The sequence below is a fragment of the Brachybacterium sp. SW0106-09 genome, assembly GCF_001293905.1.
GTDB lineage: Bacteria > Actinomycetota > Actinomycetes > Actinomycetales > Dermabacteraceae > Brachybacterium > Brachybacterium conglomeratum.
Genome location: NZ_BCAK01000006.1, coordinates 114,360 through 140,420, shown reverse-complemented (window position 1 = coordinate 140,420; position 26,061 = coordinate 114,360). Strand labels below are relative to the sequence as shown.

At 73.8% G+C, this 26,061-nt stretch carries 23 protein-coding genes; 13 read left to right on the top strand and 10 right to left on the bottom strand.

Annotated elements, in window-relative coordinates; translation table 11 throughout:
• The first annotated feature begins 83 nt into the window (after positions 1-83).
• From Y09_RS04780 to Y09_RS04745, 8 genes are all read left to right on the top strand, one after another.
• Complete coding sequence (locus tag Y09_RS04780) at positions 84-983, top strand: substrate-binding domain-containing protein (RefSeq protein ID WP_053916497.1); 900 nt, start codon at positions 84-86, stop codon at positions 981-983.
• Positions 973-2,280 (top strand): alpha/beta fold hydrolase, encoded by a 1,308-nt coding sequence (locus Y09_RS04775; protein ID WP_053916496.1) that lies wholly within the window; start codon positions 973-975, stop codon positions 2,278-2,280. The genes Y09_RS04780 and Y09_RS04775 overlap by 11 nt, the downstream gene beginning before the upstream one ends.
• A gap of 295 nt (positions 2,281-2,575) precedes the next feature.
• A complete protein-coding gene (locus Y09_RS04770) occupies positions 2,576-2,869 on the top strand; it encodes a hypothetical protein (RefSeq protein WP_053916495.1) in 294 nt (97 codons plus the stop codon).
• Between the two features lie 25 nt (positions 2,870-2,894).
• Complete coding sequence (locus tag Y09_RS17455; RefSeq protein WP_159419636.1) at positions 2,895-3,470, top strand: endonuclease domain-containing protein; 576 nt, start codon at positions 2,895-2,897, stop codon at positions 3,468-3,470.
• Positions 3,471-3,753: 283 nt separating this feature from the next.
• Positions 3,754-5,094, top strand: a complete 1,341-nt coding sequence (locus Y09_RS04760; protein WP_053916493.1) for an MFS transporter — start codon at positions 3,754-3,756, stop codon at positions 5,092-5,094.
• A gap of 72 nt (positions 5,095-5,166) precedes the next feature.
• Positions 5,167-5,808 (top strand): TetR/AcrR family transcriptional regulator, encoded by a 642-nt coding sequence (locus tag Y09_RS04755; protein WP_053916492.1) that lies wholly within the window; start codon positions 5,167-5,169, stop codon positions 5,806-5,808.
• A gap of 107 nt (positions 5,809-5,915) precedes the next feature.
• Positions 5,916-7,253, top strand: coding sequence for an exo-beta-N-acetylmuramidase NamZ domain-containing protein (locus Y09_RS04750; protein ID WP_053916491.1), 1,338 nt, complete (start codon positions 5,916-5,918; stop codon positions 7,251-7,253).
• Between the two features lie 35 nt (positions 7,254-7,288).
• Positions 7,289-9,034, top strand: coding sequence for a glycoside hydrolase family 3 protein (locus Y09_RS04745; protein ID WP_053916490.1), 1,746 nt, complete (start codon positions 7,289-7,291; stop codon positions 9,032-9,034).
• Between the two features lie 55 nt (positions 9,035-9,089).
• On the opposite strand, the gene Y09_RS04740 is transcribed toward Y09_RS04745, so the two are convergent.
• Complete coding sequence (locus tag Y09_RS04740) at positions 9,090-10,364, bottom strand: MFS transporter (protein WP_053916489.1); 1,275 nt, start codon at positions 10,362-10,364, stop codon at positions 9,090-9,092.
• A 162-nt stretch (positions 10,365-10,526) separates the two neighbouring features.
• Between Y09_RS04740 and Y09_RS04735 the strand changes: the two genes are divergently transcribed.
• The 4 genes from Y09_RS04735 to Y09_RS04720 all read left to right on the top strand — a co-directional run bounded on the left by Y09_RS04735 (position 10,527) and on the right by Y09_RS04720 (position 12,818).
• Entirely contained in the window at positions 10,527-11,096 is a 570-nt protein-coding gene (locus Y09_RS04735) for an XRE family transcriptional regulator (protein ID WP_053916488.1), read from the top strand.
• Positions 11,097-11,193: 97 nt separating this feature from the next.
• Positions 11,194-11,751, top strand: a complete 558-nt coding sequence (locus Y09_RS04730; protein WP_053916487.1) for a DUF488 family protein — start codon at positions 11,194-11,196, stop codon at positions 11,749-11,751.
• Positions 11,748-11,963 carry a DUF2945 domain-containing protein gene (locus Y09_RS04725; RefSeq protein WP_053916486.1) on the top strand — a complete coding sequence of 72 codons (216 nt, stop codon included), beginning with the start codon at positions 11,748-11,750 and terminating at the stop codon, positions 11,961-11,963. Before Y09_RS04730 ends, Y09_RS04725 begins: the two co-directional genes overlap by 4 nt.
• 354 nt (positions 11,964-12,317) lie before the next feature.
• The gene (locus Y09_RS04720) at positions 12,318-12,818 is read left to right on the top strand and encodes an FBP domain-containing protein (protein ID WP_053916485.1); all 501 of its coding nucleotides are present in this window, start codon (positions 12,318-12,320) and stop codon (positions 12,816-12,818) included.
• Here Y09_RS04720 and Y09_RS04715 read toward each other — a convergent pair.
• The 8 genes from Y09_RS04715 to Y09_RS04680 form a co-directional block, all read right to left on the bottom strand.
• Positions 12,802-13,455: a nucleoside/nucleotide kinase family protein gene (locus Y09_RS04715; RefSeq protein WP_082358635.1), complete on the bottom strand. Its 654-nt coding sequence runs from the start codon at positions 13,453-13,455 to the stop codon at positions 12,802-12,804. The genes Y09_RS04720 and Y09_RS04715 overlap by 17 nt on opposite strands.
• A 7-nt stretch (positions 13,456-13,462) precedes the next feature.
• Positions 13,463-16,741, bottom strand: coding sequence for an exodeoxyribonuclease V subunit beta (locus Y09_RS04710; protein ID WP_053916518.1), 3,279 nt, complete (start codon positions 16,739-16,741; stop codon positions 13,463-13,465).
• Entirely contained in the window at positions 16,738-19,413 is a 2,676-nt protein-coding gene (locus Y09_RS04705) for a PD-(D/E)XK nuclease family protein (protein ID WP_053916484.1), read from the bottom strand. The genes Y09_RS04710 and Y09_RS04705 overlap by 4 nt, the downstream gene beginning before the upstream one ends.
• Positions 19,414-19,417: 4 nt before the next feature.
• Positions 19,418-19,894, bottom strand: coding sequence for a hypothetical protein (locus tag Y09_RS04700; RefSeq protein WP_053916483.1), 477 nt, complete (start codon positions 19,892-19,894; stop codon positions 19,418-19,420).
• Between the two features lie 18 nt (positions 19,895-19,912).
• Positions 19,913-20,974: a hypothetical protein gene (locus Y09_RS04695; RefSeq protein ID WP_053916482.1), complete on the bottom strand. Its 1,062-nt coding sequence runs from the start codon at positions 20,972-20,974 to the stop codon at positions 19,913-19,915.
• Positions 20,975-21,054: 80 nt separating this feature from the next.
• Positions 21,055-22,200: an SPFH domain-containing protein gene (locus tag Y09_RS04690; RefSeq protein WP_053916481.1), complete on the bottom strand. Its 1,146-nt coding sequence runs from the start codon at positions 22,198-22,200 to the stop codon at positions 21,055-21,057.
• A 46-nt stretch (positions 22,201-22,246) separates the two neighbouring features.
• Entirely contained in the window at positions 22,247-22,735 is a 489-nt protein-coding gene (locus Y09_RS04685) for a glutathione peroxidase (protein ID WP_053916480.1), read from the bottom strand.
• A gap of 37 nt (positions 22,736-22,772) precedes the next feature.
• Positions 22,773-23,684, bottom strand: coding sequence for a PfkB family carbohydrate kinase (locus Y09_RS04680; RefSeq protein ID WP_053916479.1), 912 nt, complete (start codon positions 23,682-23,684; stop codon positions 22,773-22,775).
• Positions 23,685-23,713: 29 nt separating this feature from the next.
• On the opposite strand from Y09_RS04680, the gene Y09_RS18160 reads away from it, so the two are divergent.
• Positions 23,714-25,588 (top strand): penicillin-binding transpeptidase domain-containing protein, encoded by a 1,875-nt coding sequence (locus Y09_RS18160; protein ID WP_053916478.1) that lies wholly within the window; start codon positions 23,714-23,716, stop codon positions 25,586-25,588.
• Here the strand turns inward: Y09_RS18160 and Y09_RS04670 are convergent.
• Complete coding sequence (locus tag Y09_RS04670; protein ID WP_053916477.1) at positions 25,582-26,058, bottom strand: nucleoside deaminase; 477 nt, start codon at positions 26,056-26,058, stop codon at positions 25,582-25,584. The genes Y09_RS18160 and Y09_RS04670 overlap by 7 nt on opposite strands.
• Positions 26,059-26,061 lie beyond the last annotated feature (3 nt).

The window sequence follows — 26,061 nt, the reverse complement described above, 5'->3', positions numbered from 1 at the left end:
GGACATCGCTGTGACCAGCGTATACTCTGCTACCTTGTGGTCATTTCGACCGCAATGCCCGTTTGGTGCGGAGGTGCATCCCGGTGGTCGCAGCGAACGACGACGACGTCGCGCCCCCGGTCGCCGCGAGCCGGGGCGGGGGCGTCGTCCTGGCGCTCAGCAGCCTGGGTGATCCGTGGGGCGTCCAGCTCACCAGCCAGGTGCGCCAGGACGCGCTCTGCACGGGCCTGTCCACCCTGGTCCTCACCGACCCGCGCTGGTACGAGCACCTCCTCGGCGCCGAGGCCGACGCCGCGCTGCTCACCGCGATCGACCTCGAGCAGGACGGCCCGCGCCGCGTGCGCAGCCTCTCCGACCGCACCCGCAGCGGCCTCGTCGCCTTCAGCGCGCAGATGGAGCCCGAGCGCTTCGACGTGGTCAGCTCCAGCCCCGTCCCCGCCGTGCACCACGCCTACGCCCGCCTCCGCGCCCGCCACGACCGCGTCCACCTCCTCGCCCCTGATCTGCGCTCCCGCCCCGGCGGCGTGCTCAGCGTGCCCCGCGTCGCCGCCTTCGTCGACGCCGTCGCCGTCCACGACGACGGCCCGGTCGAGCAGCACATGCGCCTGACCCCGGAGGGAACCCGCGGCACCTTCGAGATCGCCCTGGACTGGCTGAACGGCCCCGACCGCCCCTCCGCCGTCCTCTGCTACACCGGCTACCAGGCCGTCGCGCTCCGCCTCGCCGCGGCGCGGGCCGGGGTGGAGGTCCCGGGGGAGTTCGAGATCATCGCCATCGGCGACGTCCCCGCCGAGGCCGAGCTGCTCGGCCCGATCAGCTACTACGGCGTCGACGACGTCTTCGCGCGCCTGTCCGGGGTGGTCGTGGACCGCGCCGTCGAGCGCGGCGACCGCCCCGGCCGCCTGCACCGCTTCGACTGGGAATACTTCCCCGGCACCACCACCCGCGACGACGAGACCCCCAGGAATCCCGATGACCGCTGAGACCGCCTGCCCCGCACGCACCGACTGGACCCTGCCGGGCCTCGCGCTCGCCGACCTCACCCTCCCCGTCCCGCTGGACCATGCCGACCCCGCCGGGCCCTCGATCGAGCTCTTCGCCCGCCTCGTCACCCGGCCCGGCGGCGAGGACCTCCCCGTCCTCGTCTACCTCCAGGGCGGGCCCGGCTCCGAGGCTCCGAGACCACTGGACCCCGCCTCCCCGCCCTGGCTGCCGCGCGCCCTGCGCGAGCACCGCGTGCTCATGCTCGACCAGCGCGGCACCGGCCGCTCCACCCCCGTCGGCCCCGACGCCCCGCTTCCCGAGGGCGCGATCCCGGGCGCCCGCACCCTGCGCGAGGCGAGCCCCGCCCAGCAGGCCCGCTATCTCGCCTTCTTCCGCGCCGACGCGATCGTCGCGGACGCCGAGCTGCTGCGCGAGGCGCTGGACCTTCCGCGCTGGTCGCTGCTGGGGCAGTCCTTCGGCGGGTTCACCACCCTGCGCTACCTCTCCGCCGCCGCGGGCAGCGTCGAGAAGGCCCTGTTCACGGGCGGTCTCCCCACCGTCGGCCCTCACATGGACCAGGTCTACGCCACGACGTGGGAGGGCATGATCGCCCGCTCCGAGAGGTACTGGGCCCGCTTCCCCGGCGACCGCGACCGCTTCCGCCGCCTGGCCGACGAGGCCGCCGCGGGCCGGCTGCGCGCCCCGGGCGGGAGGCACATCGGCGTCGAGTCCCTGCGCCGTCTCGACCACCTGCTCGGCGCCTCCCAGGGCGCAGAGCGTCTCCACCTCCTGCTGGACCTCGACCCCGCCTCCCCGGCCTTCGCCCACGATCTCGCCGCGGCCCTGCCCTTCTCCGGCCGGAACCCGCTGTACGCGGTGATCCACGAGAGCTGCTGGGCCGACGGGGTCGCCACCCGCTGGGCCGCGGACCGCACCATGCCCGCCGCGGTCGCGGAGGACCCGACGCTCCTGGCCGGCGAGCACATCCACCGCGACCTGTTCGCCGAGGACCCCGAGCTCGCCGTGTGGGCCGAGGCCGCGGACCTGCTCGCCGAGCACGAGTGGCCCCGCCTCTACGACGAGCAGGCCCTGCGCGCGGCCGAGGTGCCCGGCGCCGCCGCCGTCTACTACGACGACGCCTACGTCCCCCGCGAGCACTCGATGACCACCGCCGCGCTGCTGCCCGGCCTGCGCACCTGGGTCACCAGCGAGTACGAGCACAACGGCCTGCGCGCGAGCGGCGAGGGCGTGCTCGACCACCTCCTCGACCTCGCCACGGGGCTCCGCGCCGCCTGACCGTCGGCGCACCCCCGCCCGCACCGCGCCCGCACCGTTCACCCCACCCCGCGCCCGCACCGTTCACCCCACCCCGCCCCCACACCGTTCACCCCACCCCGCACCCACACCGTTCACCTCGCCCCGCACCCGGTCAGCAGAAACGGGACTCCAACGGCACGCCGCGGCGCTGAGCTCCTCGCCGTGCCGCTGGAATCCCCTTTCTGCAGGGGCCCGCCGTTCCTCCCCACGCCGCCCCGTCCACATCTCTCGCCTGCCGGCCCCGTCGCGATCGAGATCCGGGGACGCTCCGGGAATGGATCCGCGCTCCCCGCTCCGCCGACGCCTGCACGTCTGGACCACCGCGGACCTGCGAGGGGCCGGCATCTCCCGGCACCGGCAGCAGCGCCTCGTCGCCGACGGGGCGCTGCGCGGATACGGCGGCGGCTGGTTCGGCACCGCCGAGACCCCGGACGACGTGGCCGGTGCGCTCTTCCGGGGCAATCGCCTGACCTGTCTCTCGGCCGCGCGGATCCTCGGGCTGTGGACGCCGGACCTCGGTCCCGATGTGCACGAGACTTCCCGCCGCCCCACGAGGGGGGGAGCATGACGGGGTCGTCTCGAGGCATCGTCCGGTGATTCGCCGCTGGCCGGATGACGAGCCGGTGCTGCCGCTGGAGGTGGCCCTCTCCCACGCCCTCACCTGCCTTGATGCCGACTCCGCTGCGGTGCTCCTCGAATCGGCCCTCGAGCGCCGGCTGCTCGTCCCCTCGCAGGTCGACCTCCTGCTCGCCGAGGCACCCGCCCGTCGACGGCGTGCGATCGGTCGGGTCAGCGCGCTCGCGGGCTCCGGGTCCGAGACCCGGGTGCGTCGGTACCTCGAGCGGCGCGGGGTGCGCGTGCGGGAGCAGGTGGCCGTGTTCGAGGGAGGGCGGGTGGATCTGCTGGTCGGCGACCGTCTCGTCATCGAGTGCGACAGCGTCCGTCACCACGTAGAGCGGTCCCGGTACTACGCGGACCGGTCGAGGGATCGGGCAGCCCTGATCGAAGGCTGCCTGGTGCTGCGGCTGACCTGGGAGGACATCTGGCTCCGCTGGGAGGAGACCACGGGAGCGCTGGACACGCTGATCAGGCGGCGCGTGCATCGTGGGCAGCGCATCGGCGGGGCCGGCCTGCAGGAAGGGGACTCTCACGGCACGCCGCGGCGCTGAGCTCCTCGCCGTGCCGCTGGAGTCCCCATTCTGCCGACGCCACCCCGCCGGGCTCCTCGCCGTGCCGCTGCACGCCCGATCCTCCGACGCCGCCTCTGTGATCTCCCGCACGCCGTCCAGGAGTCTGCCCAGGCGACGACTTCTCGTCAGCCACACAAAACAACCACTGGTCAAGATCTGGTCGACGTATTAGAAGGCGTCCACTAATGATGTCCGGCACGGCCACGCCACGATCCCGCACAGCAGCGCGGACGGCGGGCCTCGGCCAGACGAAGGAGTCCGCGTGAGCACACAGGCGCCCGCCCCGGGATTCGCCCCCGACCCGACGATCGACCCCGTCGGCAGCCCGAACCTGATCGGCCCGAAGCTGCCGATCCCGCATCTCGGGATCGCCTTCGACAAGCCGCGCCCCTGGTGGTTCGTGCTCGGGATCATGCTGGGCCAGCTCGGCATCTTCATCGCCCTGATGGGGCCGGCGACCGTGTCGATCCAGATCAAGGCGAGCCAGCTCGCGAGCAGCCCGGCGGAGGCCGCCTCGATCACCGCCTTCGCCGTCGCGCCCGGGGCGCTGGCCGCGGTCATCTTCAATGCCCTCGGCGGCCGCATCTCCGACCGCTCCACCAGCCGCTTCGGCCGCCGTCGCCCCTGGCTGATCGTCGGCGCCCTCGGCATGCTCGTCGGCCTCGCCCTGATCGCCCTGGCCCCCGGTGCGGCGCTGATGGCAGTGGGCTGGTTCCTCGCCCAGGCCGCCGGCAACCTGGCGCTCGCCGCCTACGTCGCCTCGATCGCCGATCAGCTCTCGCCCGCGCAGTACGGCCGCGCCTCCGGCCTGGTCGGCATCGCCGGCAACCTCGCCGTCATGATCGCGACCTGGCTCGCCTCCGCCTTCGCCGGGAACATGCTCGCCCTGTTCCTGGGCCCGGGTCTGATCGGCATGGTCCTCGTGCTGATCTTCGCGTTCATGCTCCCCGAGCCCGTGCTGCGCGAGAACCGCCTGCCCTTCAATCTGCGCGAGCTCGTCCTCACCTTCTGGCGCAACCCCGTGAAGTTCCCCGACTTCGGTCTCGCCTGGGGCGGGCGCTTCACGATCATCCTCGCCTCCTACATGTTCACCACCTTCCGGCTGCTGTACATGGAGAACCACCTCGGGCTCGACGCCGGCTCCGCGACCCTGGCCGTCGCCACCGGCGTGACCATCTACACCGTCACCTCGATGGTCGCGAGCCTGCTGGCCGGCTGGCTCTCGGACCTGCTGGGCCGGCGCAAGATCCTCGTCGCCGCCTCGATCCTCATCTTCGGCCTGGCCACCTACCTGCTCCTGCACGCCGACACCGTCACCGCCTTCTACGTGGTCGAGGCGATCATGGGCCTCGCGTACGGCACCTACATCGCCGTCGACCTCGCACTCGTCCTCGAGGTGCTGCCCGACCGCGAGCAGGCCGGGAAGGACATGGGCGTGTTCAACATCGCCAACGCCCTCCCGCAGTCCCTCGCCCCCGCCTTCGGCGGCTTCCTGCTGGCGAACCTCGGCGGCGGCACCGACTTCACGGCGCTGCTGGTCGCCGCGCTGGTCGCCGCAGTGATCGGTGCCGTGCTGACGATGTTCATCCGCGGCGTGAAGTGACGGCCGGCCTCTGAGGGCGGGGCTCCTCCCGGCTCGTGGAACACTGTCCTTCGACCCTCTCGAAGGAGCGCCATGAGCACGACGGAGCCCCGCCCCGGCCGCCGACGACCCGGCAGGCCCCGCGGCCAGGACTCCTCCGTGGTGCGCGAGGCGGCGCTGGGCGCCGCGATCGACCTCATCGCCGAGCACGGCTACGCCGCCACCTCCATGGCGCAGGTCGCCGAGGCCGCCGGGATCTCCCCCTCCGGCCTCGCCCACCACTTCCCCTCGAAGGCCGCGCTGCTGGGCGCAGTCCTCGACCATCGCGACTCCATCGACACCCTCCCCGCTGCGGAGGGCGCCGGTGCCTGGGCCGTCTTCGACGGGCTGGTCGAGCTGGCCCGCGTCAACGCCGGACGCCGCCAGCTCGTCGCCCTGTACACCACCGTGATCGGGGAGGCCGTCGGCCCGGACCATCCGGCCCACGACTGGATGCTCCGCCACTTCGAGGTCTCGCTCGCCCTGCTCGAGGATGCCGTGCGCGAGGGGCAGCGCACCGGCGAGATCGCGGCCGACGCCCCGCCCGGCCATCTCGCCCGCACCACCATCTCCCTGATGGACGGGCTCCAGGTGCAGTGGCTCGTGGACCCCTCGGTGGACATGCCCGCCGAGCTCCACCTCCACGTCGCGGAGCTCAAGCGCCGCTGGGGGACGGGCCCCGCCGAGCTCTCCTGACACCTGCCTCGGACCTCCCCGAATCGGTTGTGACCCGCACCGCGCCCCGGTAGCGTGGTTGATCGCGCCTGTGCGCCACGATCCGACGACGACGACGGAGGTCCCCCGTGAACCCTGCACCCTCGCCCCATCCCGCCGCGCAGTCGGCCCGACCGGGGCGACGCCGCGTGCTCGCCTCCCTCGGCGCGCTCCCCGCCGGCGCCGTCCTCGCCGGCGCCGCCTCCCCCCAGGCCGCCCCCTCCCGGGGGAAGAGGGTCGACGGGGACTTCCGCCTGGGCGTCGAGAACCTCCTCGAGCCCGCCGCCCTCGAGACCCTGCGCGACCAGCGCGTCGGCCTGATCACGAATCCCACCGGCGCGGACCGCGCGCTGCGCTCCACGATCGACCTCCTGGTCGAGGCGCAGGGCACCGGCGCCTTCACCATGACCGCCCTGTTCGGGCCCGAGCACGGGGTGCGCGGGGCCGAGCCCGCCGGTGGCGCCGTCGGCGACTACATCGACGAGAAGACCGGACTGCCGGTCCGCTCCCTGTACGGCGCGACCCAGAAGCCCACCCCGGAGATGCTCGCCGACGTCGACGTGCTCGTCTTCGACATCCAGGACATCGGCGCCCGCTTCTACACCTATATCTGGACCCTCTACTACGCGATGCAGGCCGCGGGCGAGAACGACAAGCGGTTCGTGGTGCTGGACCGGCCGAACCCGCTGGGCACCGACATCGAGGGGTTCGTGCTCGAGCCGGAGCTGTCCTCCTTCGTGGGGCTGCGCGAGATCCCCCAGACCCACGGCCTCACCGTCGGCGAGCTCGCCCGCCTGTTCAACGGCGAGTTCCTGAACGGCGAGGTCACCCTCGAGGTGGTCGAGATGAGCGGCTACGACCCGGAGGCGCCGCCCGTCCAGGAGCTGCCCTGGGTGCTGCCCTCCCCGAACATCCCCACCCCGGACACAGCCGTGGTCTACGCCGGCACGGGGCTGATCGAGTCGCTGAACATCTCCGAGGGCCGCGGCACGACCACGCCCTTCCTCTGGTTCGGCGCCCCCTTCATCACCGAGGCCCAGGTCGACCAGATCATGGAGACCCTCCGCGCCGCCGAGCTGCCCGGCGTGCTCTACCGGCCGATGTTCGCCACCCCCACCACCTCCAAGCACGCGGGCGTCTTCTGCGGCGGCCTGCAGCTGCACGTCACCGATGCCGCCGCCTACGAGCCCGTCCGCACCGGCATCCACGTGATCGCCGCGCTGCTGCGCACGGTGGAGGAGGTCGACTGGCGCGAGGGCGAGGACTGCCGCACCGAGGACGACGTGTGCTGGATCGACAAGCTCACCGGCACCAAGCGCACCCGTCAGATGCTCGAGGACGGCGAATCCCCCGAGGCGATCGTCGCGGCCTGGCGCCGCGAGGCGAGGCGCTTCGAGGTCACCACCAAGCGCTACCGCCTGTACTGATCACGCCGACGTCCCGAGAACCCCAGGAGATCCCCATGTCATCCCTCTCCCGCCGCGCCTTCGCCGCGGCCCTCGCCGGCACCGGCGCCGCTGTCGCCCTGCCCGTCGCCGCCCAGGCCGCGCCCTCGAAGGGGCATGCCGACCGGATCGAGGAGATCCTCGCCGGCATGAGCGTCGAGCAGAAGATCGGCCAGCTCTTCGTCGCCGTCGGCTACGGCTCCCGCGCCGACCAGACGCACGCCTCGAACACCTCCACCACCGGCGTGGACACGATCGCGGAGATCGTCCGCACCCACCACGTGGGCGGGCTGATCTACTTCGTGTGGAGCGAGAACCTCCAGAGCATCGAGCAGGTCGCGACGCTCTCCAACGACGCGCAGGACGCGGCGCTCGAGAGCGGCGGGGTCCCGCTGATCATCAGCGCCGACGAGGAGCGCGGCGTCGTCTACCGCCTGCCCGCCCCCGCGACCCCGCTTCCCGGGCAGATGGCGCTCGGGGCGACCGGCTCCCGCGCCCATGCCCGCAAGGCGGGGGAGATCGTCGGCGGCGAGATGCGCGCCGCCGGCCTCCACCAGGCCTTCTCCCCGGTGGTCGACGTGAACGTCGAGGCGCAGAACCCCGTGATCGGGGTGCGCTCCCTCGGCGCCGACCCCCGCGCGGTCTCCCGCCTCGCCGTCGCCCAGATCAAGGGCCTGCAGGGCGCGGACTGCTCCGCCGCCGCCAAGCACTTCCCCGGCCACGGCGACACCGCGACCGACTCCCACCTGGGCCTGCCGGTCATCGACCACACCCGCGAGGAGCTCGACACCCTCGACCTGCCGCCATTCGTCGCCGCGATCGAGGAGGGCATCGACTCGATCATGACCGCGCACATCGTGGTGCCCGTGCTCGACGACTCCGGCGTCCCCGCCACGCTCTCCCGCCCGATCCTCACCGGGCTGCTGCGCGAGGAGCTCGGCTTCGAGGGCGTGATCGTCACGGACTCCCTCGCGATGGAGGGCGTGCGCACCCTGTTCGGCGACGACCGCGTCCCGGTCGAGGCGATCCTCGCCGGCGCCGACCAGATGCTCATGCCGCCGGACCTCGTCGTCGCGATCGGCGGGGTGCGCGACGCGGTCGCGAGCGGGGAGATCACCGAGGAGCGGCTGGATCAGTCGGTGCGGCGCATCCTGGCCCAGAAGCTGCGCCGCGGCCTGTTCGACGACGTGCACGTGGACGCCGCCCGGGCCGAGGGCGCGATCGGCACCTCCCGTGCGCTCGCGACCGCGGAGCGCATCGCCGAGGACTCGATCACCCTGATCACCGCCGAGGACGGCGCGCTCCCGCTCGCGGACGGAGCGACGGTGCTGGTCACCGGCTCCGCCACCGCGGCGAAGCTCGAGGTGGTGGTCGACGCGCTGACCTCGCTGGGCCATGCCGCGACAGCGCTCGCCGGCGCGACGCCCGAGCAGGCCGCCGAGGCCGCGTCCGCGGTCGACGCGGTCCTCGTGCTCACCTCGTCCTCCGGCTTCACCACCCCGGCCGCCCAGGTCGCACTGGTCGAGGCGCTCGCCGCGACCGGCACGCCCGTCGTGCACGCCTCCTTGCGCAATCCCTACGACGTGGTGCACGTGGGGGAGGTGGCCGCCTCGCTCGCGGCCTACGGCAACGCCGACGCCTCCCTGCGCGCGCTCGCCGGCGTGCTCGCGGGCGAGGTCAAGGCGCGGGGGAAGCTGCCGGTCGCGATCCCCACGGCCGACGGGACGGGGGAGGCCTTCCCGCTCGGCCACTGGCTCGGCTGAATCACGCTCCCGACTGCAGGATCGGGACTCCAGCGGCACGGCGCGGCGCTGAGCCTCAGCGCGTGCCGCTGGAGGCCCCCTTCTGCTGATCCATCGTGTCCGCGGCCTCGCCGTGCGCCCGCGCCTCGGCGGCCTCGCGGGCAAGGCGCCGGCGGCGGGCCTTCACCCAGCCGGAGGTGAACACCGCCCCGGTCACCGCCAGCACCACGCCCATCACCGCGATCACCACGGTGAAGGTCGCCTCCAGGGAGGCCAGTGAGATCAGCGCCGAGGAGGTGATGATCCCGAGCGCGTTCGCGGTGCGCAGCAGGGCGAACACCTCGGCGCGGTGCTCGGGGGCGACGAGACGGTCCAGCACCAGGGAGTAGTAGGTCGCCAGCGGTGCGAGCACCGCGCCGACCAGCAGCGCGCCGATGACGGTCGCCACGGCGGAGTGACCGAGTCCCACCACGGCGACGCCGAGCGCGGTCACGCCCAGCCACACCAGCACGGTGCGGCGGCGCGGCTCGCGGTTGTGGATGCTCACCCACACGCCGCCCGCGACCGAGGTCACGCAGATCGCGACGGGGAACAGTGCACCCCAGGCAGCCGGCATGCCGAAGGAGACCGCGAGGGAGACCGCACCGATCTCGATCGCGGCGATCGAGGCGGCGCTCGCCCCGCCGCACACCAGCCACAGCACGATCATCGGGCTCAGGCGCAGCGCGCTGCCGCGCTGTTCGGGGCCGGGCGCGGTGGCCGAGGGGATCGACGGCAGCAGGAGCAGCGGCGCCGCGCCCAGCAGCACCATCGCCCAGGCGGCGAGCTGCGGGGAGATCCCGCCGAGAGCGGCGGCGATCACCGGCGAGGCCACGAAGGTGACCTCGTTCAGCGTGGCCGCGATGCCAAGGGCGCGGGGCAGTCGGCTGGCGGGCACGAGGTGGTTGAGCACCGAGCGCAGCGTGCCGTAGGCCGCGCCGTTGACGAGTCCCGCGAGCGCCGCACCCGCGACGACCAGGGCGAAGGGGGCGCCGATCCCGGCGAGCACCGCGATCGCGATCAGCGCGAGCGTGCGCAGGCCGATGAGCGCGCGGACGAAGGGGACCGGGGCGAAGCGTCGGCCGAGCCGGGAGAGCGGGACCGCGCCGAGGACCTGCGCGATCGTCATCGCGAGCATCATCGCGGCGCCGGCAGAGGCGCTGCCGGTCAGCGGCAGGGCGATGAGGGAGAAGGCGATGGGCGCGGCGGCCTGCGGCACCGCGAAGGTCCCGTACGAGCCGAACCAGCGCAGCAGACGGGACTCGGGCCGGACGGTCGCGGGGGTCGCGGGCGCGGGAGCGGGCGCGGTCATTGGGAACCTCCTTCGGGGCGCAGGGGAGAGGGGGCGGCGGGGCGCACCGGCCGCTCCTGCGCAACATAGTGCGCAACGCCGAGGGTGCGCAATATAGTTCCCGTCACCCCGGTCGGCGATAGGCTTCCGGGCACGGAACGCCCGAGCGACCAGGAGGCCCCGATGAGCGGTGGGATGCGCCCAGCCGTGGTCGAGCGGCTCGGCGAGCGGATCCGCGCCGCCCGCCAGGAGCTGGACCTCTCCGTCGGCGCGCTCGCCGAGGCCAGCGAGGTCTCCCGCCGCATGCTCACCCAGATCGAGCTCGGCCAGGCGAACCCCTCCGTCGCGATCCTCGACCGCATCGCCGCCGGGCTCGGCACCACCTTCGCCGCGCTGATGGGCGTCGGCGCCGACGACGCCCCCGACGGCGTGGAGATCTGGTCCACCGACGCCGGCAGCTGGGCGGTGCTGCTGGGCGCCGTGGACACCGACGCAATGTCGGTCGAGACCTGGAAGTGGAAGCTGCTGGGGGAGGACAGCTACGAGGGCGGCTCCGGCATCGCCCTGCCCGGCATCATGCACCACGTCATCGAGGGCGCCCTCGAGATCGACGACGCCGACGGGCTGCAGGTGATCGAGGCCGGCGGTTCCGCGCGGATCGCCTCCCCCGGCCCCTACCGCTACCGCGCCCGCGACGCGCAGGCGGCCGTGTTCTTCTCCGTCGCCCTGCTGCCGCGGCCCGGGCGGGGCTGAGCCGATCACCGGCGGCGGCCGGGGCAGGGGAGGGCTCACGATCCGCCCGCTGGAGAGCCGCGCCGAGGCATGATGGAGGCAGACGAAAGGAGGCGCGATGGCCGGCACGATCTGGACGATCGGGCATTGGACCTGCCCCGAGGAGGTCGTGCTCGAGACCCTCCGCAGCGCGGAGATCGACGAGCTGGTCGACGTGCGCCGCCTCCCCGGCTCCCGCCGCAGCCCCCAGTTCGACGCCGAGGAGATGACCCGCTGGCTGGGTGAGGCGGGCATCCGCTACCGGCGCCTGGCCGAGCTCACCGGGCGCCGTCCGAAACAGCGGGACGTGGACCCGGAGCTGAACGCGGGCTGGCAGAACACGAGCTTCCGCAACTACGCCGACCACACCCTCGGCGAGGAGTACGAGGCCGGGATCGCGCAGCTCACCGCGCTCGCCGCGGAGCATCACGTGGCAGTGATGTGCGGTGAGCCGATGCCCTGGCGCTGCCACCGGCTGCTGATCTCGAACACCCTCGTCGCACGCGGCTGGGAGGTCGTGCACCTGCGCGCCGGCGCCGCCCCCGTCGAGCACGAGCTGGGCGCCTGGGGCGCCCGTCCCGTCGTCCGCGAGGACGGCACCGTGATCTATCCACCGGAAGCACAGGAGGAAGCATGAGCACCGAGTTCGCCGTCGGCGACCACGTCAGCTGGAACTCCGAGGCCGGCCGTGTGAGCGGCACGATCACGAAGGTCCACACCGCAGATTTCGACTACAAGGGGCATCGACGCCGCGCGAGCCAGGACGAGCCGCAGTACGAGATCGAGAGCGACCGCACCGACCATGTCGCCGCGCACAAGGGCTCGGCGCTGAGGAAGGTCGAGAGCTGACCGCCACGAAGGGCGGCATCACTCGCTCCCCGGGGCGAACTCTCGATCACCGACTCCGCCGAAGCGCTCACCCTCGAGCTGTCCGACGAGGAGCGCGCCGAGCTCGACCGCATCATCGCCTGAGGGTCGCCGGGTGACCTGAGGGATATCACCTCGCGTCCGGACGGCGGTGAGCGTACCGTGGCACCCGTCCACGCACGGAGAGGAGTCGGCATGCCCACCGCGCATGCAGGGAGCGAGGCGGCCCGAGCGGCCTGCTCGGTCTGAGCCCGCGCGCCCTCGAGCGCGCCGCGATGACCACCCCCGACCCCAGCACGCCCCGACGCGGGAGCGTGCCCTCTGCGAGGACCCCGAATGAACACCCTCACCGAATCCCAGCTCCGCGACGCCTTCGTCAACGCCTCCAAGGGCGAGGCGAAGCGCGCGATGACCCCCGACCTCGACCAGATCGACTTCTCCCGCCTCGACTACTTCGGCTGGCAGGACGCGAAGAAGCCGCGCCATCACTACGTCGCCCTCGAGCTCGACGGGGAGGTCGCGGTGCTGCTGCTGCGCGGCCCGGACAACCCCCCGGCGAAGAAGATGCTGTGCGCGTGGTGCGAGGACATCGTCGACGGCGTGCACGCGGCGAGCTTCGTCGCCCCGCTCGCCGGCGCGCCCGGCCGACGCGGCAACACCGTCGGCACCGCGATCTGCGCGGACTTCCGCTGCTCGCGCAACGTGCGCCGGGAGCCGAGCTCCTTCGAGCTCCGCTCGGAGGATCCGGCGCTGCTGGCGTATCACCGCGAGCAGAGGATCGCCGGACTCCAGGAGCGCTCGACCGCCTTCGTGCGCACGGTCATCGAGCGGAGCTGACCCCCACCACGACGTCCGCCCGGTCGCGGGTCGCCGCGACCAGGCGGGCGTTGTCCTCGTCCGGCCCGAGCGCCCAGTCCCGCGCCGCAGGCGGCGGCTTCCCGAAGCGCTCGTGCCGAGCGATCAGCCGCTCGCGCCGCAGCTCCTCCGGCACCTCGACGAACCAGCAGGCATCCAGCATCGTCCGGACCTGCGCGAACGGCCCGTCCTCGAGCAGCAGGTAATTCCCCTCGGTGATCACCAGCGGCACCTCGGCGCGCACCTCGATCGCCCCGGCGAGCGGCTGCTCGAGCTCCCGCTCGAACATCGGCGCCCACACCGGCGCATCCTGCGGCCGGGCGGTGCGCAGGCGCTGCAGCAGCGCCGCATAGCCGCCGGCGTCGAAGGTGTCCGGCGCGCCCTTCCGCGCGAGCCGCCCCAGGCGCGCGAGGGCGACGTCGGCGAGGTGGAAGCCGTCCATCGGCACCAGCACCGCCTGCGTGCCGAGCTGCTCGGCGAGCCGCGCGGCGAGGGTGGACTTCCCCGCCCCGGGCGCTCCGGCGATGCCCAGCATCCGTCGGCTCCCGCTGCGCAGCGCCTCGTCCAGCAGGGCCCGCGCCGCGTCGACCGCCCGCTCGACGCTCAGCTCAGTGTGCATCGACCGGCTACCCATCGGCTGCTCCGAGCTCCACCTCGACCACCTCGCCGCGCAGCGGCAGATGGATCAGCACGCGCGACGGCGCAATCCCCGCCGCCGCAAGAGCCTGCGCATAGGTCGCCATCTGCCCCAGATACTTCTCCCGCACGTGCTCCACCGGGTGGTCCCCGGGGTAGCTCTTGTGGTCCACCAGCACCACCTGCCCGTCCGGCAGGCGCAGCAGCGTGTCGATCCAGCCCTCCATCACCTGGTCGTCCTCGTTCCACCAGGTGATCGGCTGCTCGGTGAGCTCCTCCGCGCCGGGCAGCTCCGCGGCGAGGAACCCTGCCCAGGCCTCGCCCGCCTCGATCAGCACCGACGGCTCGACGGCCCGGGCGACCGCCCATCGCTCGACGAGCCGCGCCGCGGCCGCCCGGCGCTGCGCGTCATCGAGGTGCGCGAGCGGCATCGCGAGATAGGCGTGGATCGCCTCGCCGACGCGCTCCCACTGCGGGCCGCCGCCGGTGACGAGGCGCCGCCCGATCCGTCGCGGCTCCGAGACCGTCCCGGCGACGCCCTCGGAGCCCACACCGGAGGCCTGGAAGCGGGCGGCGACATGCGCCTCTCGCGGCCGCGCGCCGACGAGATCGCTCGCCGCGAGAGCACTTCGCCGAGCATCGAAGCGTTCCGCCCCCTCCACGAGAACCCCGGCGGGGGCCCGCACCACGGCGGGCAGCACCCCTCCGTCCCGCACCGCGATCCCGTCGCCGCCGACGCTCCAGGACAGCAGGGGCGAGGCATCCTCGTGCGCCGCGGGCACGAGCATGTCCAGCACCGGCGCCGAGCCGTCGCCGCTGAGCACGGTGACGTCGGCGGCGCGGGTGAGGGCGACGTACTGCAGGCGCCCGGACTCCTCCCGCTCCCGGTCCGTGCGCCGCAGCGCATGCGCGGAGGCGGAGAGCCCCTCCTGCAGCGCTACCTGCGAGGTCAGCAGCGCGGGCCAGTAGCGCGGCGTCCGTCCCGCGAGCGGCGCGGAGACATCCAGCTCCACCGCCGGCACCACGAAGGCGCCCGAGGTCTGCGACCGCTCGCTCGGGTCGTGGTCGAGCATGACCACGACGTGCGGCCACTCCAGACCCTTCGCGCCGTGGATCGTGCCCACCCACACCGTGTCCGGGGTGCCGGTGAGGTCGGGGCCGCGGTCGACCGCGTCCACCGCGATCCGCAGCCCGGTCAGCGTGACCGGGGCGGAGTCCGCGCGGGCCCGGTCCGCGTACTGACCGGCCACGGCGCGCAGCGCGTCGAGGGTGCGCAGGCGCTGGTCGGGGGCGGGCCAGGCACGGATCCGCTCGGGCAGGTCGAGCGCGTCCACGAGCGCGGTGATCATCTCGACGGGGGAGAGGGAGATGCACTGCTCGCGCAGGTCGCGGAGCCCGTCCAGCACCGGGTCACGCCACCACTGGTCGAACAGCCCCTTCCGCGCCTCCCGGTCGGGCCGGGCGGCGAGGTCCGCGAACCAGGTCCGGTGCGCGGCGTGGTCCGGGAGCAGGTCCACCAGCTCGGTGAGGGCGAGGGTGTCGCTGAGGTCAAGGGTGACCGCGAGCGCGGCGCGGACAAGGCGTCCCTCGCGGGTGGCGAGGATCGGCCGGCCCTCGCCGGAGGCGGGGATGCCCCGCTCGGTGAGCGCGGCGATGACGTCCTGGGCCCGACGGTTCGAGCGGACCAGCACGGCGACGTCGGCGGGGGAGGTGCCCGGTTCGCGCAGCAGCTCCAGCACCCCGTCGGCGATCGCGGTCGCGTGCTGCGGGTAGGTGAGCTTCTTCGGCACCTCCGGCACCCAGGCCTCGAGCCGCCCGGGACGGTGCCCCGTCTCGCTCCGACGCGCCACCGCCTCCGGGGCCGCGGTGGTCACCACGCGCTCGCGCGGCAGGTCGGGGAACACCTGCGGGAACACCGCGGTGACGAGGTCGAGCACCGGCTCCTGCGAGCGCCAGGAGTGCTTGAGGTCCAGCACCTCCGCGTCCCCGAGCCCGGCGGTGCCCGCCTCGATCCGCTCGATGATCCCGAGCATGAGGGAGGGGTCCGCGTCGCGGAAGCCGTAGATCGCCTGCTTCGGGTCGCCCACCCAGATCTTGTCGTCGATCAGCTGGGACAGCTCGAGGAACAGGGCGAGCTGCACGGGGGAGGTGTCCTGGAACTCGTCGACGGCCAGGAGGTGGAAGCGGTCGCGGATCACCTCGCGGGCCCGTCCGCTGCTGCGCACCAGCTCGAGGGTGCGCACCTCCTGGTCGATGAAGTCGATCAGCCCCAGCTCGTCCTTGAAGCGCTGGTACGCCTCGAGGGACTCGGCGGCGGTGTCCATGACCAGCGCGATCAGGGCGCGCACGTCCTCCTGCAGGGCCGGGTTCGCCAGCAGCTCCTCGGCGATCCTCGACGCGACCCCGATCAGGGCGAGGTCCACGTCCTTGCTGTACACGTACCCCTTCGCATCGGGGTCCCCGGCCTTGCCCTCCGCGACCTTGGCGACCTTGGCCCACACGCTCCACGGCGCTCGCTCGAGCCGCGCCACGTCCCGCAGCAGGCCGTCGAGGGTCTTGAGGCGCTTGCGCACGGTGCCCGCGCCCTTCTCCGTGAACGGCCCGTCCCCGGCCTCGGAGCTGCGCACCTGCGCCCACAGCCCCTGCACCGCGGCGGCGAGCTCGGACCGCCACGCCTCGCGCCGATCCGCCTCCGCGGCCTCCGGCAGCGCCGCCGCCCGGTACTCCTCGAACGACGCCTCCGCTGCGCGGCGCAGCGCCTCCGCATCGAGCAGGTTCGTCCGGGCCCGACCGGCGAGGTCCCGCACATGGCCCCGCCACGAGGGGGAGGCGCCCCAGGAGATCTCGGGCTCCTCCTCGCCGTCGTGCTCGGTGCGGGCCAGGAGGTCCGCGGCCCGGGCCCCGGCCTCCGCGGCGGTCTCGTCGATCGCGGCGCGGAAGGCGGCCTTCTGCCGGTCCTCGTCGAGCACCTGCACGTCGGGCGAGATGCCGGCGTCGAGCGCGAACTCCCGCAGCAGCTCCCCGGAGACGGAGTTGACGGTGCTGATCAGGGCGCTGTCCACGGCGCGGGCGGCGTCGACCTGCCCGGTCTCGAGCAGGGTGCGGCGCACCCGGTCGCGCAGCTCGGCGGCGGCCTTGGTGGTGAAGGTCGTCGCGATGAGCTGCGAGGGGTCGAGCCCGCGGGCGATCCGGTCGGCGATCTGGTGGGTGAGGGTGTGGGTCTTCCCGGAGCCGGCCGAGGCGTTGATCAGGGTGAAGGTCGAGGTCATCGGATCGCTCCCGTCGTCCCGCACAGCTGTGCGTGCTCGCTGGTCCCGCAGTGCTCCTCGACGAGGAGCCCGCCGGCCTCCCGCTCGGCCGCGCGCGCCTTCGTGAGCGCGCTCGACCTCGCCGACCAGCTCGCCGAGGCGTCCAGACCCGTCCGCTCCTGCAGCTCCCGGCAGCCGCAGCGGATCCGTCCGTCGGCGACCTCGTCGAGCCGTGCGGTGACGGCGGCGAGCATGCGCCGCCAGGCCTCGCCGGTGTCCATCGGGGCGCGGTCGTGGGGGTCCAGCGCCGGATCGGCGGAGACGAACTCGCCGCTGCGCAGCAGGAAGTAGCCGACGTCGGCGGGCTGCTCGCCAGGGTGCTCCTGCGCGAGGGCCCAGGCGTAGGAGGCGAGCTGGATCGCCTCGGAGGTGTCGAAGAGGTCGCCGTAGCGGCTGCGGCTGCGGGACCACTTCAGGTCCAGCACGGTGCGCCGCCCGTCGGCCGCGATCGCGTCGACGTCGCGGCTGCCCACGAAGGGCACGGTCCGCTCGCCGTCGGCCAGCATCAGCGTCAGCGGGAGCTCGAAGCGGGTCTCGGTCCCGGTGATCCGCAGTCCTGCGGCGGCGGCCCCGGAGAACAGCGCCCCGACCGAGCGCACGGCCCGGTCGCGCACGTCCTCCCGCGCGGCCGCGCGTCCGGGCAGGTCGAGCTCGGAGGCGAGCTGGGGCACCAGGCGGTCCAGCACCTCACCGATCTCCTCGGCCGACGGGGCGTCGAGCGGGGTCCCGCCGAGGCCCGGGTCGTAGCGCTTCTCGACCAGCGTCTCGACCACGGCATGGACGAGGGTGCCGATCATCCGCGCCCCCGTCGGCAGCACCGCGACGTCGGCGGGCCGCACGTCCAGCGCGTACTCGAGCGCCCAGTGGTGCGGGCAGGCGAGCAGCGAGGAGACCTGGGTGAAGGACAGCTTCCGCGGCAGCAGGTGCGGGGCCGGCGCGATCCGGTGCTCCGTCGGCGGCGCGGCGGGCTCCTCCTCCTGCGGAGGTGCCACGACCTCCAGCGACCTCCCCGCGAGCGTCCACCGTCCGTCCTCGATCAGCTCCTCGGGCCGCAGCCGGTCACCCGCGCCGAGATGCGCGAGCAGGCCGCTCGGCCCCGGCACCTCCTCGAGCCGCCTCCCGGGCAGCACGACGACGATCTCCTCGGCCCGCCGCAGACCCCGCAGCGCGGCATCGACCTGCAGGGCCGCATGCTGCGCGGGGGAGAGCACGCGCCCCCCGCCCGCTGCGAGCGCGGCGATCTCGGCCGGGTCCCAGCGCTGCGTGCGCGGGGCGTCGTCGGAGCTCGGCCCCCACCACAGCACGGCGCCGCCGCGCACCTGGGCGGGAGAGGTCGTGACCTGCCGATCCGACACCTCGCGCACCGCGCGCGGCGAGGGACCGGAGCCGCCGCAGCTGTCGATGACCTGCTGCAGCGTGCGCCGGGTGAGGGGCGCCTCGGGGGCGAGCATGCCGAGCACCCGCTGCAGCACCTGCACCTGGGTGAGACTCGCCAGGAGATCCCCGTCCCCGCGCCCGACGGCGCGCAGCCGCTCCGCGAGCCAGTCCAGCCGCTCGGCGATCGCGCGAGGCCGAAGAGCATCACCCGGCAGCGGATCGCGGACCAGCCGGTCGATCACCCGGGCCGCCTCGATCGCGCGCTCGTGCCCGCGCTCGCCGATCCGGGAGAGCGCCGCGCGCCAGGCCGGTCCGCCGACGCCGGGCTCGGCGCCGAGGGCGCGCAGCAGCTCGCGCCGGGCGAGCGCAGGCACGAGGCCGACGGGCTCCGACTCCGCCTCGGCGCCGGGCAGCACCCGCAGGTCCAGCAGCGCCGCGAGCTGGTGCACGTCCACGGGCGCGGTCGCGACGTCCAGGAACAGGCCGAGGACCTGGTGGTGGGCCCGGTCACGGGAGGGGCCGACGGCGCCGATCGCGGGCATGCCCCGCCGGTGCAGCGCACGATCCAGCACGTCCGTGTCCGCCGAGGCGAGCACCGCGGCGGCGGAATCCGCGGCGAGGAACCGTGCGGCGGCATCCGCCGCCGTCCACTCGTCCAGCGCCTCGACGACACTCACCCGCGGCGTCCCCTCGCGCGCGGCGGCAACCGCCACCAGCCGCACCCCCGCCGCCTCCAGCAGCCCCAGCAGGCGCGGCCACATCCCCGGCAGCGCCTCCGGCTCCTCCGCGAGGACCATCTCCTCGATCCCGAGCGGCCAGGCCCCGCCCGCCTCCTCGAGCAGCTCCACGATCTCGTGCAGGTCGTCCCCGCCCGACGGGGCGAGCGTCCCGGCCACGCCGACCTCCGCGACCCGCTCCAGTTCCCGCAGCGTCGCGAGCCGCTCCGGCAGCGGCCCCACGCTCCGATCGGGCCGCCAGCCCGTCTCGATCGCGGCATCCCGCCAGCGCAGCAGCTGCGCGGCGGTGCTCCACGGATCCACCGCGAAGGACCGCGCGGGCCAGGGCTGGGGGTGCTCCTCGAGCATCCGCAGGTACTGCGCCACCCGCACCGCCGGCTCGACCGCGGGCCGCGTCAGCCCCAGCCGTCCCTGCAGCAGCTGCACCAGGCCGCGCGGGCCGAGCCGCGCGATGCCCGCGGCCCCGCCGCCGTCGGCCCAGGCCGCACCGTCCAGGGACCAGCCGAACTCGATACGCATGACCTCACAGTAGGCGAGAGGCCTGACGTTCCCGCCGCATCTCCCACACCGCGCCGACGCGGGCCGCGAGCGGGACCGGCAGCAGCAGCCCGAGCACCCCCAGCGCCCCCGCCGCCTCGGGGCCGAGCAGCAGGACCGGCAGCGCCAGCACCGGCAGCACCGTCCCGGTCGCGATCGCCACGAGCGCGAACACCGCCGCGGACCGACTGGGCCGGCGCACACGTCGGACCATCCCCGGGAGCATGACCAGGTCGCACACCGCCGCCCCGGCCCACACCACGGCCGCGATCACCCCGATCGCCCGGATCCCGAGGAGCAGCGGGCCGTCGACGCCGTCGTCCGTCGGCCCCGACATGATCGACGGGACCAGGAGCGTCAGCATCACGGTCAGCAGCAGCACCCCCGCCGCGGCGAGGCCCGCGAGCACGCCCCACAGCACCAGGCCCGCGAGGGCCAGGCGGCGGTGCGGCGTCGGCTCCATGGCCGGAGCTTAGGCCGCTCACCGGTTGAACGGATCGTCCGGCCGGATCCCCCAGGAGAAGCCGCGCTCGTGGAGCACCTCGCCGGAGGGGTCCGGCGCGAGCACCAGGTCCTGCCCCTCGCCGGTGACGTGCAGCGTCCCATCGGCCTGCTGCTCGACGCTCAGCGTGAGCGTCTCGCCCTCGTCCTCGAGGTACTCCTGCACGGGCTGCCCCTCCTCTCGCAGGTCCTTCAGCGTCAGCTCGATCGTGCCGTCCTCGCCGCGGGTCCAGGAGCCGGCGCGCAGCGTCCCGTCGGCCGTGCGCAGCTGCGCCTGCGCGGCCCCGCCGTAGGAGATCGAGCCGAGCGCGAGTCGGCTCCAGCGCGTGTCCTCGGAGAGCTGCGCGGCAGGCTGCGCGGTGTCCTCGGCGACGGCCCACACCCCGGCCGGCGCCGACTCGTCCACGCTACGCGGCGGGTACATCGTCGTCACGCCCCACAGCACCAGGCCCGCGATCACCGCGGCGGCGACAGGCCCGGCCACCGCCCCGAACCGCTCCGCCGGGCGCCACGGCACCAGACGTGGGCGCGGCGCCTCGCCGATCTCCCCGCGCCCCAGCACCGCGCGCCACAGGCGCGGCATCCACGGGATCAGCACCAGCAGCGACATCGCGATGTACACGGCCGACGGGGTCTTGACCATCACGTCGTAGCCGATGTTCAGCACCAGCACGAAGCTCATCGAGGCCGCGCCGATCAGCGCGCCGAGCACGACCGTGCGCCGCCACAGCAGCGCGAGCCCGGCCCCGAACTCGGCGAGGCCGGAGAGGAACTGGAAGACGGGGGAGAAGGCGACCATCCGCCACAGCAGCCCCATCGGGCTCATCTCCCCGTGGGCGATCAGGGCGTCTCCCGCATCGGAGAACCCGAACTGGCCGAACACGAGCTTCGCGGCGCCGTAGTACATCAGCACCAGCGCGAGGGCGAGCCGCACCCCGCCGTGCGCCCACCATGCGAGCGTCACCCCGGCGGTGCGGGCCAGGCGCTTCTCGGTGGAGTAGTCGGCGGGGGCGGGGTCGGTGCGCTCCTCGGGAATGCTCATGCCCCCACCACATCGCATCGTGGCGGGGGCATGATCGGTCTGCGGTATCGACCGCGCACGACCTTCGGCGAGGCTCGGGCTCAGCCCTGGTTCGCGCTGCCGGGGTGCGCCCACGGCGGCACGTCGCCGCCGGGGTAGCCGTCCGGCACCTGCTGCTGGGCCTGCCGCTGCGCCTCGCGCGCCTTCTGCTCGGCCTCCTGGCGGGCCCGCTGTGCGCGGGCCTCCTCGCGCTGGCGCTGCTGCTCGGCGGAGGCGCGCTGGCGCCGGCTCACGTCGTCGGCGTCAGCATTCTGGCTCGCCTCGGCCGCGGCCTGCGACTGCAGCATCGCCGAGCGGATCTCCTCGCCCATGGAGCCGACGGAGCCGGGGTTGCTGGGCAGGTAGAGCACGTTGGAGCGGCCGTTGCGGGCCACGTCCTGCATGGTGTCGAAGTACTGCGTCATCAGCAGCAGCTGCTCGGCGGAGTTCTCGATGCCGACCTTGCGCAGCATCTCGTACTGCTCCGCGATGCCGAGCGCGATCGCCTTGCGCTGGGCGGCGACGCCCTCGCCCTGAAGGCGCTTGGACTCGGCCTCGGCCTCGGCCTGGGTGACGCGCTTGATCTTGTCGGCCTCGGCGAGGGACTGGGCGGCGACCCGGTCGCGCTGGGCGGCGTTGATGGAGTTCATCGAGTCGCGCACCCGCGAGTCCGGGGAGATGTCCTGGACCAGGGTGTTGATGATGTTGAAGCCGAACTCCTGCATGCGGGTCGAGAGCGTGTTCTCGACGCTGCGGGCGATGTCGTCCTTCGACTCGAAGGCCTGGTCGAGCTCGAGGCCCGACAGCGCCGAGCGGACGGTGTCGAAGACGTAGGAACGGATCTGCGCCTCGGGGTTGGACAGCTTGTAGTACGCGTCCACGACCTGCTCCTCGCGGATGCGGTACTGCACCGCGACGGGCACCGTCACGAAGACGTTGTCCTTGGTCTTGGACTCGATGTTGACCTCGAGCTGCTGGACGCGCAGCGAGACCGGCTTGGTGGTGCTGTCGATGAACGGCGTCTTGAAGTTCAGACCGGCGTGCGCGACGCGGCGGAACTTGCCGAAGCGCTCGACGATGATCGCCTCCTGCGTGTGCACCGTGAACATCAGAGAGGTGCGCAGACCCCCGAACAGCAGCGCGGCGAGGATCGCGAGCACGACGAGTATCACGACGAGCACGACGATGGTGATGATGAGGCCTTCCACAGGGACCCCTTTCGAGTGGGAGGAACGTGTGAGACACGCTACCAACTCACCGGAGGGCCAGCTCCGCCTCGATCCTGCGGGCGATGCGGGTCGGCGGCACCGGCGGGGCGAAGCGGCGCACCACGTGCCCGTCGGCGGAGACGAGGAACTTGGTGAAGTTCCAGGCGATCCTCCCGCCCATCACCCCCGGCCTCTGCGCGCACAGCCAGCGCCACATAGGCGGGGCGTCCGGCCCGTTCACGTCGGTCTTCGCGAACAGCGGGAAGGTCACCGAGAACTGGGAGGTGCAGGTCTCCCGGGTGTCCTCGTCGCTGCCGGGGTCCTGGTGGAACTGGTCCGAGGGGAACCCCAGCACGCTGAAGCCCAGCGCGGAGAAGCGCTCGTGCAGCTCCTGCAGGCCCCGCAGCTGCGGGGTGAAGGCGCACTGGGTGGCGGTGTTGACCACCAGCACGGGGCCGCCGCGGAACTCGCCGAGGTCCACCGGCTCGCCGTCGATGCTCGTCGCCGAGAAGTCGTGGAAGGTGCGGTCGTCCATGATCTCCTTCTCGGGGCCGTCCTTACGCCATCGTAGGTCAGGAGAGGAACTCGTCCACCTCTGCGCGCGAGGGGGCGCTCTGCGGCCCGCGCCGCGTCACCGCGATCGCCGCGGCGGCGTTGGCGCGGGTCGCCGCGGACTCCCAGTCCGCTCCGAGCGCGCGCTCCGCGAGCAGCACCCCGGTGTGGGTGTCGCCGGCGCCGTTGGTGTCCACCGGCGTCTGCGGGAAGGCGGGGATCTCGGTGCCGCGCCCGTGATGGAAGACGTGGCATCCCCGCTCCCCGTCGCGCACCACGACGACGGCGCCCGGCCGCAGCCGCCGCCGGATCGCCTGCGGGGTGTCCTCGAGGTGGTCGAGGTCGGTCAGCGCCCGCGCCTCGTCCGCGTTGGAGGTCCACACCGTGGTGAGGGTGAGCATCCTGTCCTGCAGCGCGCGCGGGAAGGAGGCGAAGGGGTCGCCCGGGTCCAGCACCACGTCGACGCCCTCCTCGAGCCCCTCGAGGAACTCCAGCAGCGGCTCCCGGGTCGGCTCGAACAGGCTGTATCCGGAGACGCACACGAGGTCACCGGGCCGGGGCGCCAGCCGCTCGAACGACTCCGCGGTCACCTCCCGCTCCGCCCCGTACACGGTGAGGAAGGTCCGTTCGGCCGATGGCTCCAGCAGCACCACGCAGTACCCGGTGTCGGTGTCCTCGCGCGGGACGTCCGAGACCGCGACCCCGTCGGCCCCCAGCACCTCGCGGATCAGGTCCCCGTTCGGGCCTGTGCCGTGCGCGCCGCCGTGGACGGCCTCCGCCCCGGTGCGCGCCGCGGCGAGCAGCGTGGTCACGGCCCCGCCGGCGTAGCGCCGCTCGGTGCGGGCGTTGGTGTTCCCGCCGCGCGCGGGCAGCGCGTTGACCTCCAGGATCACGTCGACGAGGGCCTGGGCGGTGTGGAGCACACGGGACATGGCCCGAGTGTAGGTGGGAGCATGGCCCGATGACCCCCGCTTCCGCCCGCCGCCGCACCCCCGTCGTCATCGTGATCGCCGCCCTGGCGGTCATCGCCCTCGTGGTCGGCGGCATCGCCTTCTGGCGCTCCACCGCCGACGACGGCACGGACGCCGCCGAGCAGCTCGCCGGCACCCTCGCCGAGGGCGGCTCCGACCTCGATGCCGAGGTGCTCGGCGCCCTCCGCGACACGGGAGCGACCGCCGAGGTCGCCCTGGCCGATGCCGGTGACGCCGAGGACGGCACGCGCACCGCGACCTACGACTGGACCTGGACCCTCCCGGACGACGCCGGGACCTGGGAGTACACCACCACCGCCACCCTGACGAAAGGTGAGGACGGCTGGGCGCCGCAGCTCACCCCCGCGGCCCTCGGCCCCGAGCTCGAGGACGGCGAGACGCTCGCCGTGCGTTCCGTCGACCCCGAGCTCGGCACCATCACCGACCGTGACGGCACCCAGCTCTACGGCCCCCGCGACGTGAAGGTCCTCGGCCTGGACAAGTCCCAGCTGGCCGCCGACCAGCTCGACTCCTCCGCCCGCGACCTCGCCGCCGCGCTCGGCACCGACGCGGACCGCTACGCCGAGTCCGTCGCCGGCGCCGGCGAGGAGGCCTTCGTCCCCGCCCTCACCATCCGCGTCAGCGACGAGGGGGAGTACGACCTCGCCAGGGCCGGCCAGGTCCCCGGCTTCCACGCCCTCGAGGAGCAGCGCCCCCTCGCCGTCGAACGGGACTACGCCCCCGGCGTGCTCGGCTCCCTGCGCGAGGCGACCGCCGAGGACGTCGAGAGCTCCGGCGGCGAGATCCAGGCCGGCGACCAGGTCGCGACCGGCGGCGTCCTCGCCGCGGAGCAGGACGCGATCCTCGGCACCTCCGGCCTCGAGATCGTCGCCACCGGCGGCGAGCAGGAGCGCCCGCTCCACGAGGTCGATCCCGTCGCCGGCACCACGGTGCGCACCACCCTGGACGACGACCTGCAGCGCCGCGCCACCGCCGCGATCGCCGACGAGGACTCCCCGTCGGCCGTCATCGCGCTCAGCGCCTCCACCGGCGACGTGCTCGCCGCGGCGCTCGGGCCGACGGGCCAGTCCTATCCCGTCGGCCTCGTGGGCCAGTACGCGCCCGGCTCGACCTTCAAGACCGTCACCGCGCTGTCGCTGCTGCGCGCCGGCGTCACGCCCGACACCGAGCTGCAGTGCCCCGAGACCGCCTTGGTCGCCGGACGCTCCTTCAAGAACGCCGACTCCATGGACCCCTCCCTGTTCGGCACCATGCCGCTGCGCTCCGTGATCGCGCACTCCTGCAACACCGCGCTGCTGCTGCAGCACGAGACCGTCTCCCAGGCCGAGCTCGCCGACGCCGCGACCACCCTCGGCATCGGCCAGGAGGCCCCGGCCGGGCTCGACGCCTTCATGGGCTCGGTCGACCCGGCCGACGAGGGCGTCGAGCACGCCGCGGCGATGATGGGCCAGGGCCGCGTGCTCACCTCCCCGCTCGCCATGGCGACCGTGCTGGCCAGCGTCCAGAACGGTGCCACGGTCACACCCCGCATCCTCGCCGACTCCGAGCCGGCCGCCCCCGAGGTCCCGACCCCGCTCACCGAGGACGAGGCCTCGCAGATGCAGGAGATGCTGCGCGGCGTGGTCACCGACGGCAGCCTCGACGACTTCGCGGACCTGCCCGGGGAACCGGTGATCGGCAAGACCGGCACCGCCGAGTACACGAACGAGGAGGGCGAGCTTGCCCTGCACTCCTGGGTGATCGTCGCCCAGGGCGACCTGGTCGTCGCCGCCTTCGTCGAGGACGGCAGCTACGGCTCCATCACCGCTGGTCCGATCGCCCGGGAGGTGCTCGCGGGTCAGTAGGCGGTGCGCCCCTCGTGGGCGAGCCACGCGTCGAACGGGGCGACCGCGTCCGCGTGCCGGTGCTGCTCGACGGGGAGCACGGCGTGGCGGCCCGGCCGGGCGAAGTAGTCGTAGAAGGCGGAGTCGTCGAAGCCGGCCCGAGCGGCGTCCCCGCGGCCTGCGGCGAACACCACGAGGTCCAGCCGCGCCCAGAGCGCCGCGGACAGGCACATCGGGCACGGCTCGCAGCTCGAGTACAGCACCGCGCCGCGCAGCTCCGGCGATCCGCTGCGCGCACAGGCCTCCCGGATCGCGGCGACCTCGGCGTGGGCGGTGGGATCGTTCGTGGCGGTCACCCGGTTCACGCCCTCGACCAGCTCCCCGCCGGGCAGGCGCACCACGGCGCCGAACGGACCGCCGCCGTCGGCGACGTTGGCGGTGGCCAGGGCGATCGTGCGCTGCAGGGTCTCGGTGGGATCGGGGTGCTCCATCGC

Bases quoted from the DNA above. Each gene is read 5' to 3' on its own strand.
- Y09_RS04740 (WP_053916489.1), bottom strand. From the start codon at position 10,364: ATGACCGCGCCCGCTCCCGCGCCCGCGACCCCCGCGACCGTCCGGCCC.
- Y09_RS04745 (WP_053916490.1), top strand. From the start codon at position 7,289: ATGTCATCCCTCTCCCGCCGCGCCTTCGCCGCGGCCCTCGCCGGCACC.
- Y09_RS04775 (WP_053916496.1), top strand. From the start codon at position 973: ATGACCGCTGAGACCGCCTGCCCCGCACGCACCGACTGGACCCTGCCG.
- Y09_RS04700 (WP_053916483.1), bottom strand. From the start codon at position 19,894: ATGGAGCCGACGCCGCACCGCCGCCTGGCCCTCGCGGGCCTGGTGCTG.
- Y09_RS04755 (WP_053916492.1), top strand. From the start codon at position 5,167: ATGAGCACGACGGAGCCCCGCCCCGGCCGCCGACGACCCGGCAGGCCC.
- Y09_RS04730 (WP_053916487.1), top strand. From the start codon at position 11,194: ATGGCCGGCACGATCTGGACGATCGGGCATTGGACCTGCCCCGAGGAG.
- Y09_RS04680 (WP_053916479.1), bottom strand. From the start codon at position 23,684: ATGTCCCGTGTGCTCCACACCGCCCAGGCCCTCGTCGACGTGATCCTG.
- Y09_RS04725 (WP_053916486.1), top strand. From the start codon at position 11,748: ATGAGCACCGAGTTCGCCGTCGGCGACCACGTCAGCTGGAACTCCGAG.
- Y09_RS04695 (WP_053916482.1), bottom strand. From the start codon at position 20,974: ATGAGCATTCCCGAGGAGCGCACCGACCCCGCCCCCGCCGACTACTCC.
- Y09_RS04735 (WP_053916488.1), top strand. From the start codon at position 10,527: ATGAGCGGTGGGATGCGCCCAGCCGTGGTCGAGCGGCTCGGCGAGCGG.
- Y09_RS04715 (WP_082358635.1), bottom strand. From the start codon at position 13,455: ATGCACACTGAGCTGAGCGTCGAGCGGGCGGTCGACGCGGCGCGGGCC.
- Y09_RS04685 (WP_053916480.1), bottom strand. From the start codon at position 22,735: ATGGACGACCGCACCTTCCACGACTTCTCGGCGACGAGCATCGACGGC.
- Y09_RS04705 (WP_053916484.1), bottom strand. From the start codon at position 19,413: ATGCGTATCGAGTTCGGCTGGTCCCTGGACGGTGCGGCCTGGGCCGAC.
- Y09_RS04720 (WP_053916485.1), top strand. From the start codon at position 12,318: ATGAACACCCTCACCGAATCCCAGCTCCGCGACGCCTTCGTCAACGCC.
- Y09_RS04710 (WP_053916518.1), bottom strand. From the start codon at position 16,741: ATGACCTCGACCTTCACCCTGATCAACGCCTCGGCCGGCTCCGGGAAG.
- Y09_RS04770 (WP_053916495.1), top strand. From the start codon at position 2,576: ATGGATCCGCGCTCCCCGCTCCGCCGACGCCTGCACGTCTGGACCACC.
- Y09_RS04670 (WP_053916477.1), bottom strand. From the start codon at position 26,058: ATGGAGCACCCCGATCCCACCGAGACCCTGCAGCGCACGATCGCCCTG.
- Y09_RS18160 (WP_053916478.1), top strand. From the start codon at position 23,714: ATGACCCCCGCTTCCGCCCGCCGCCGCACCCCCGTCGTCATCGTGATC.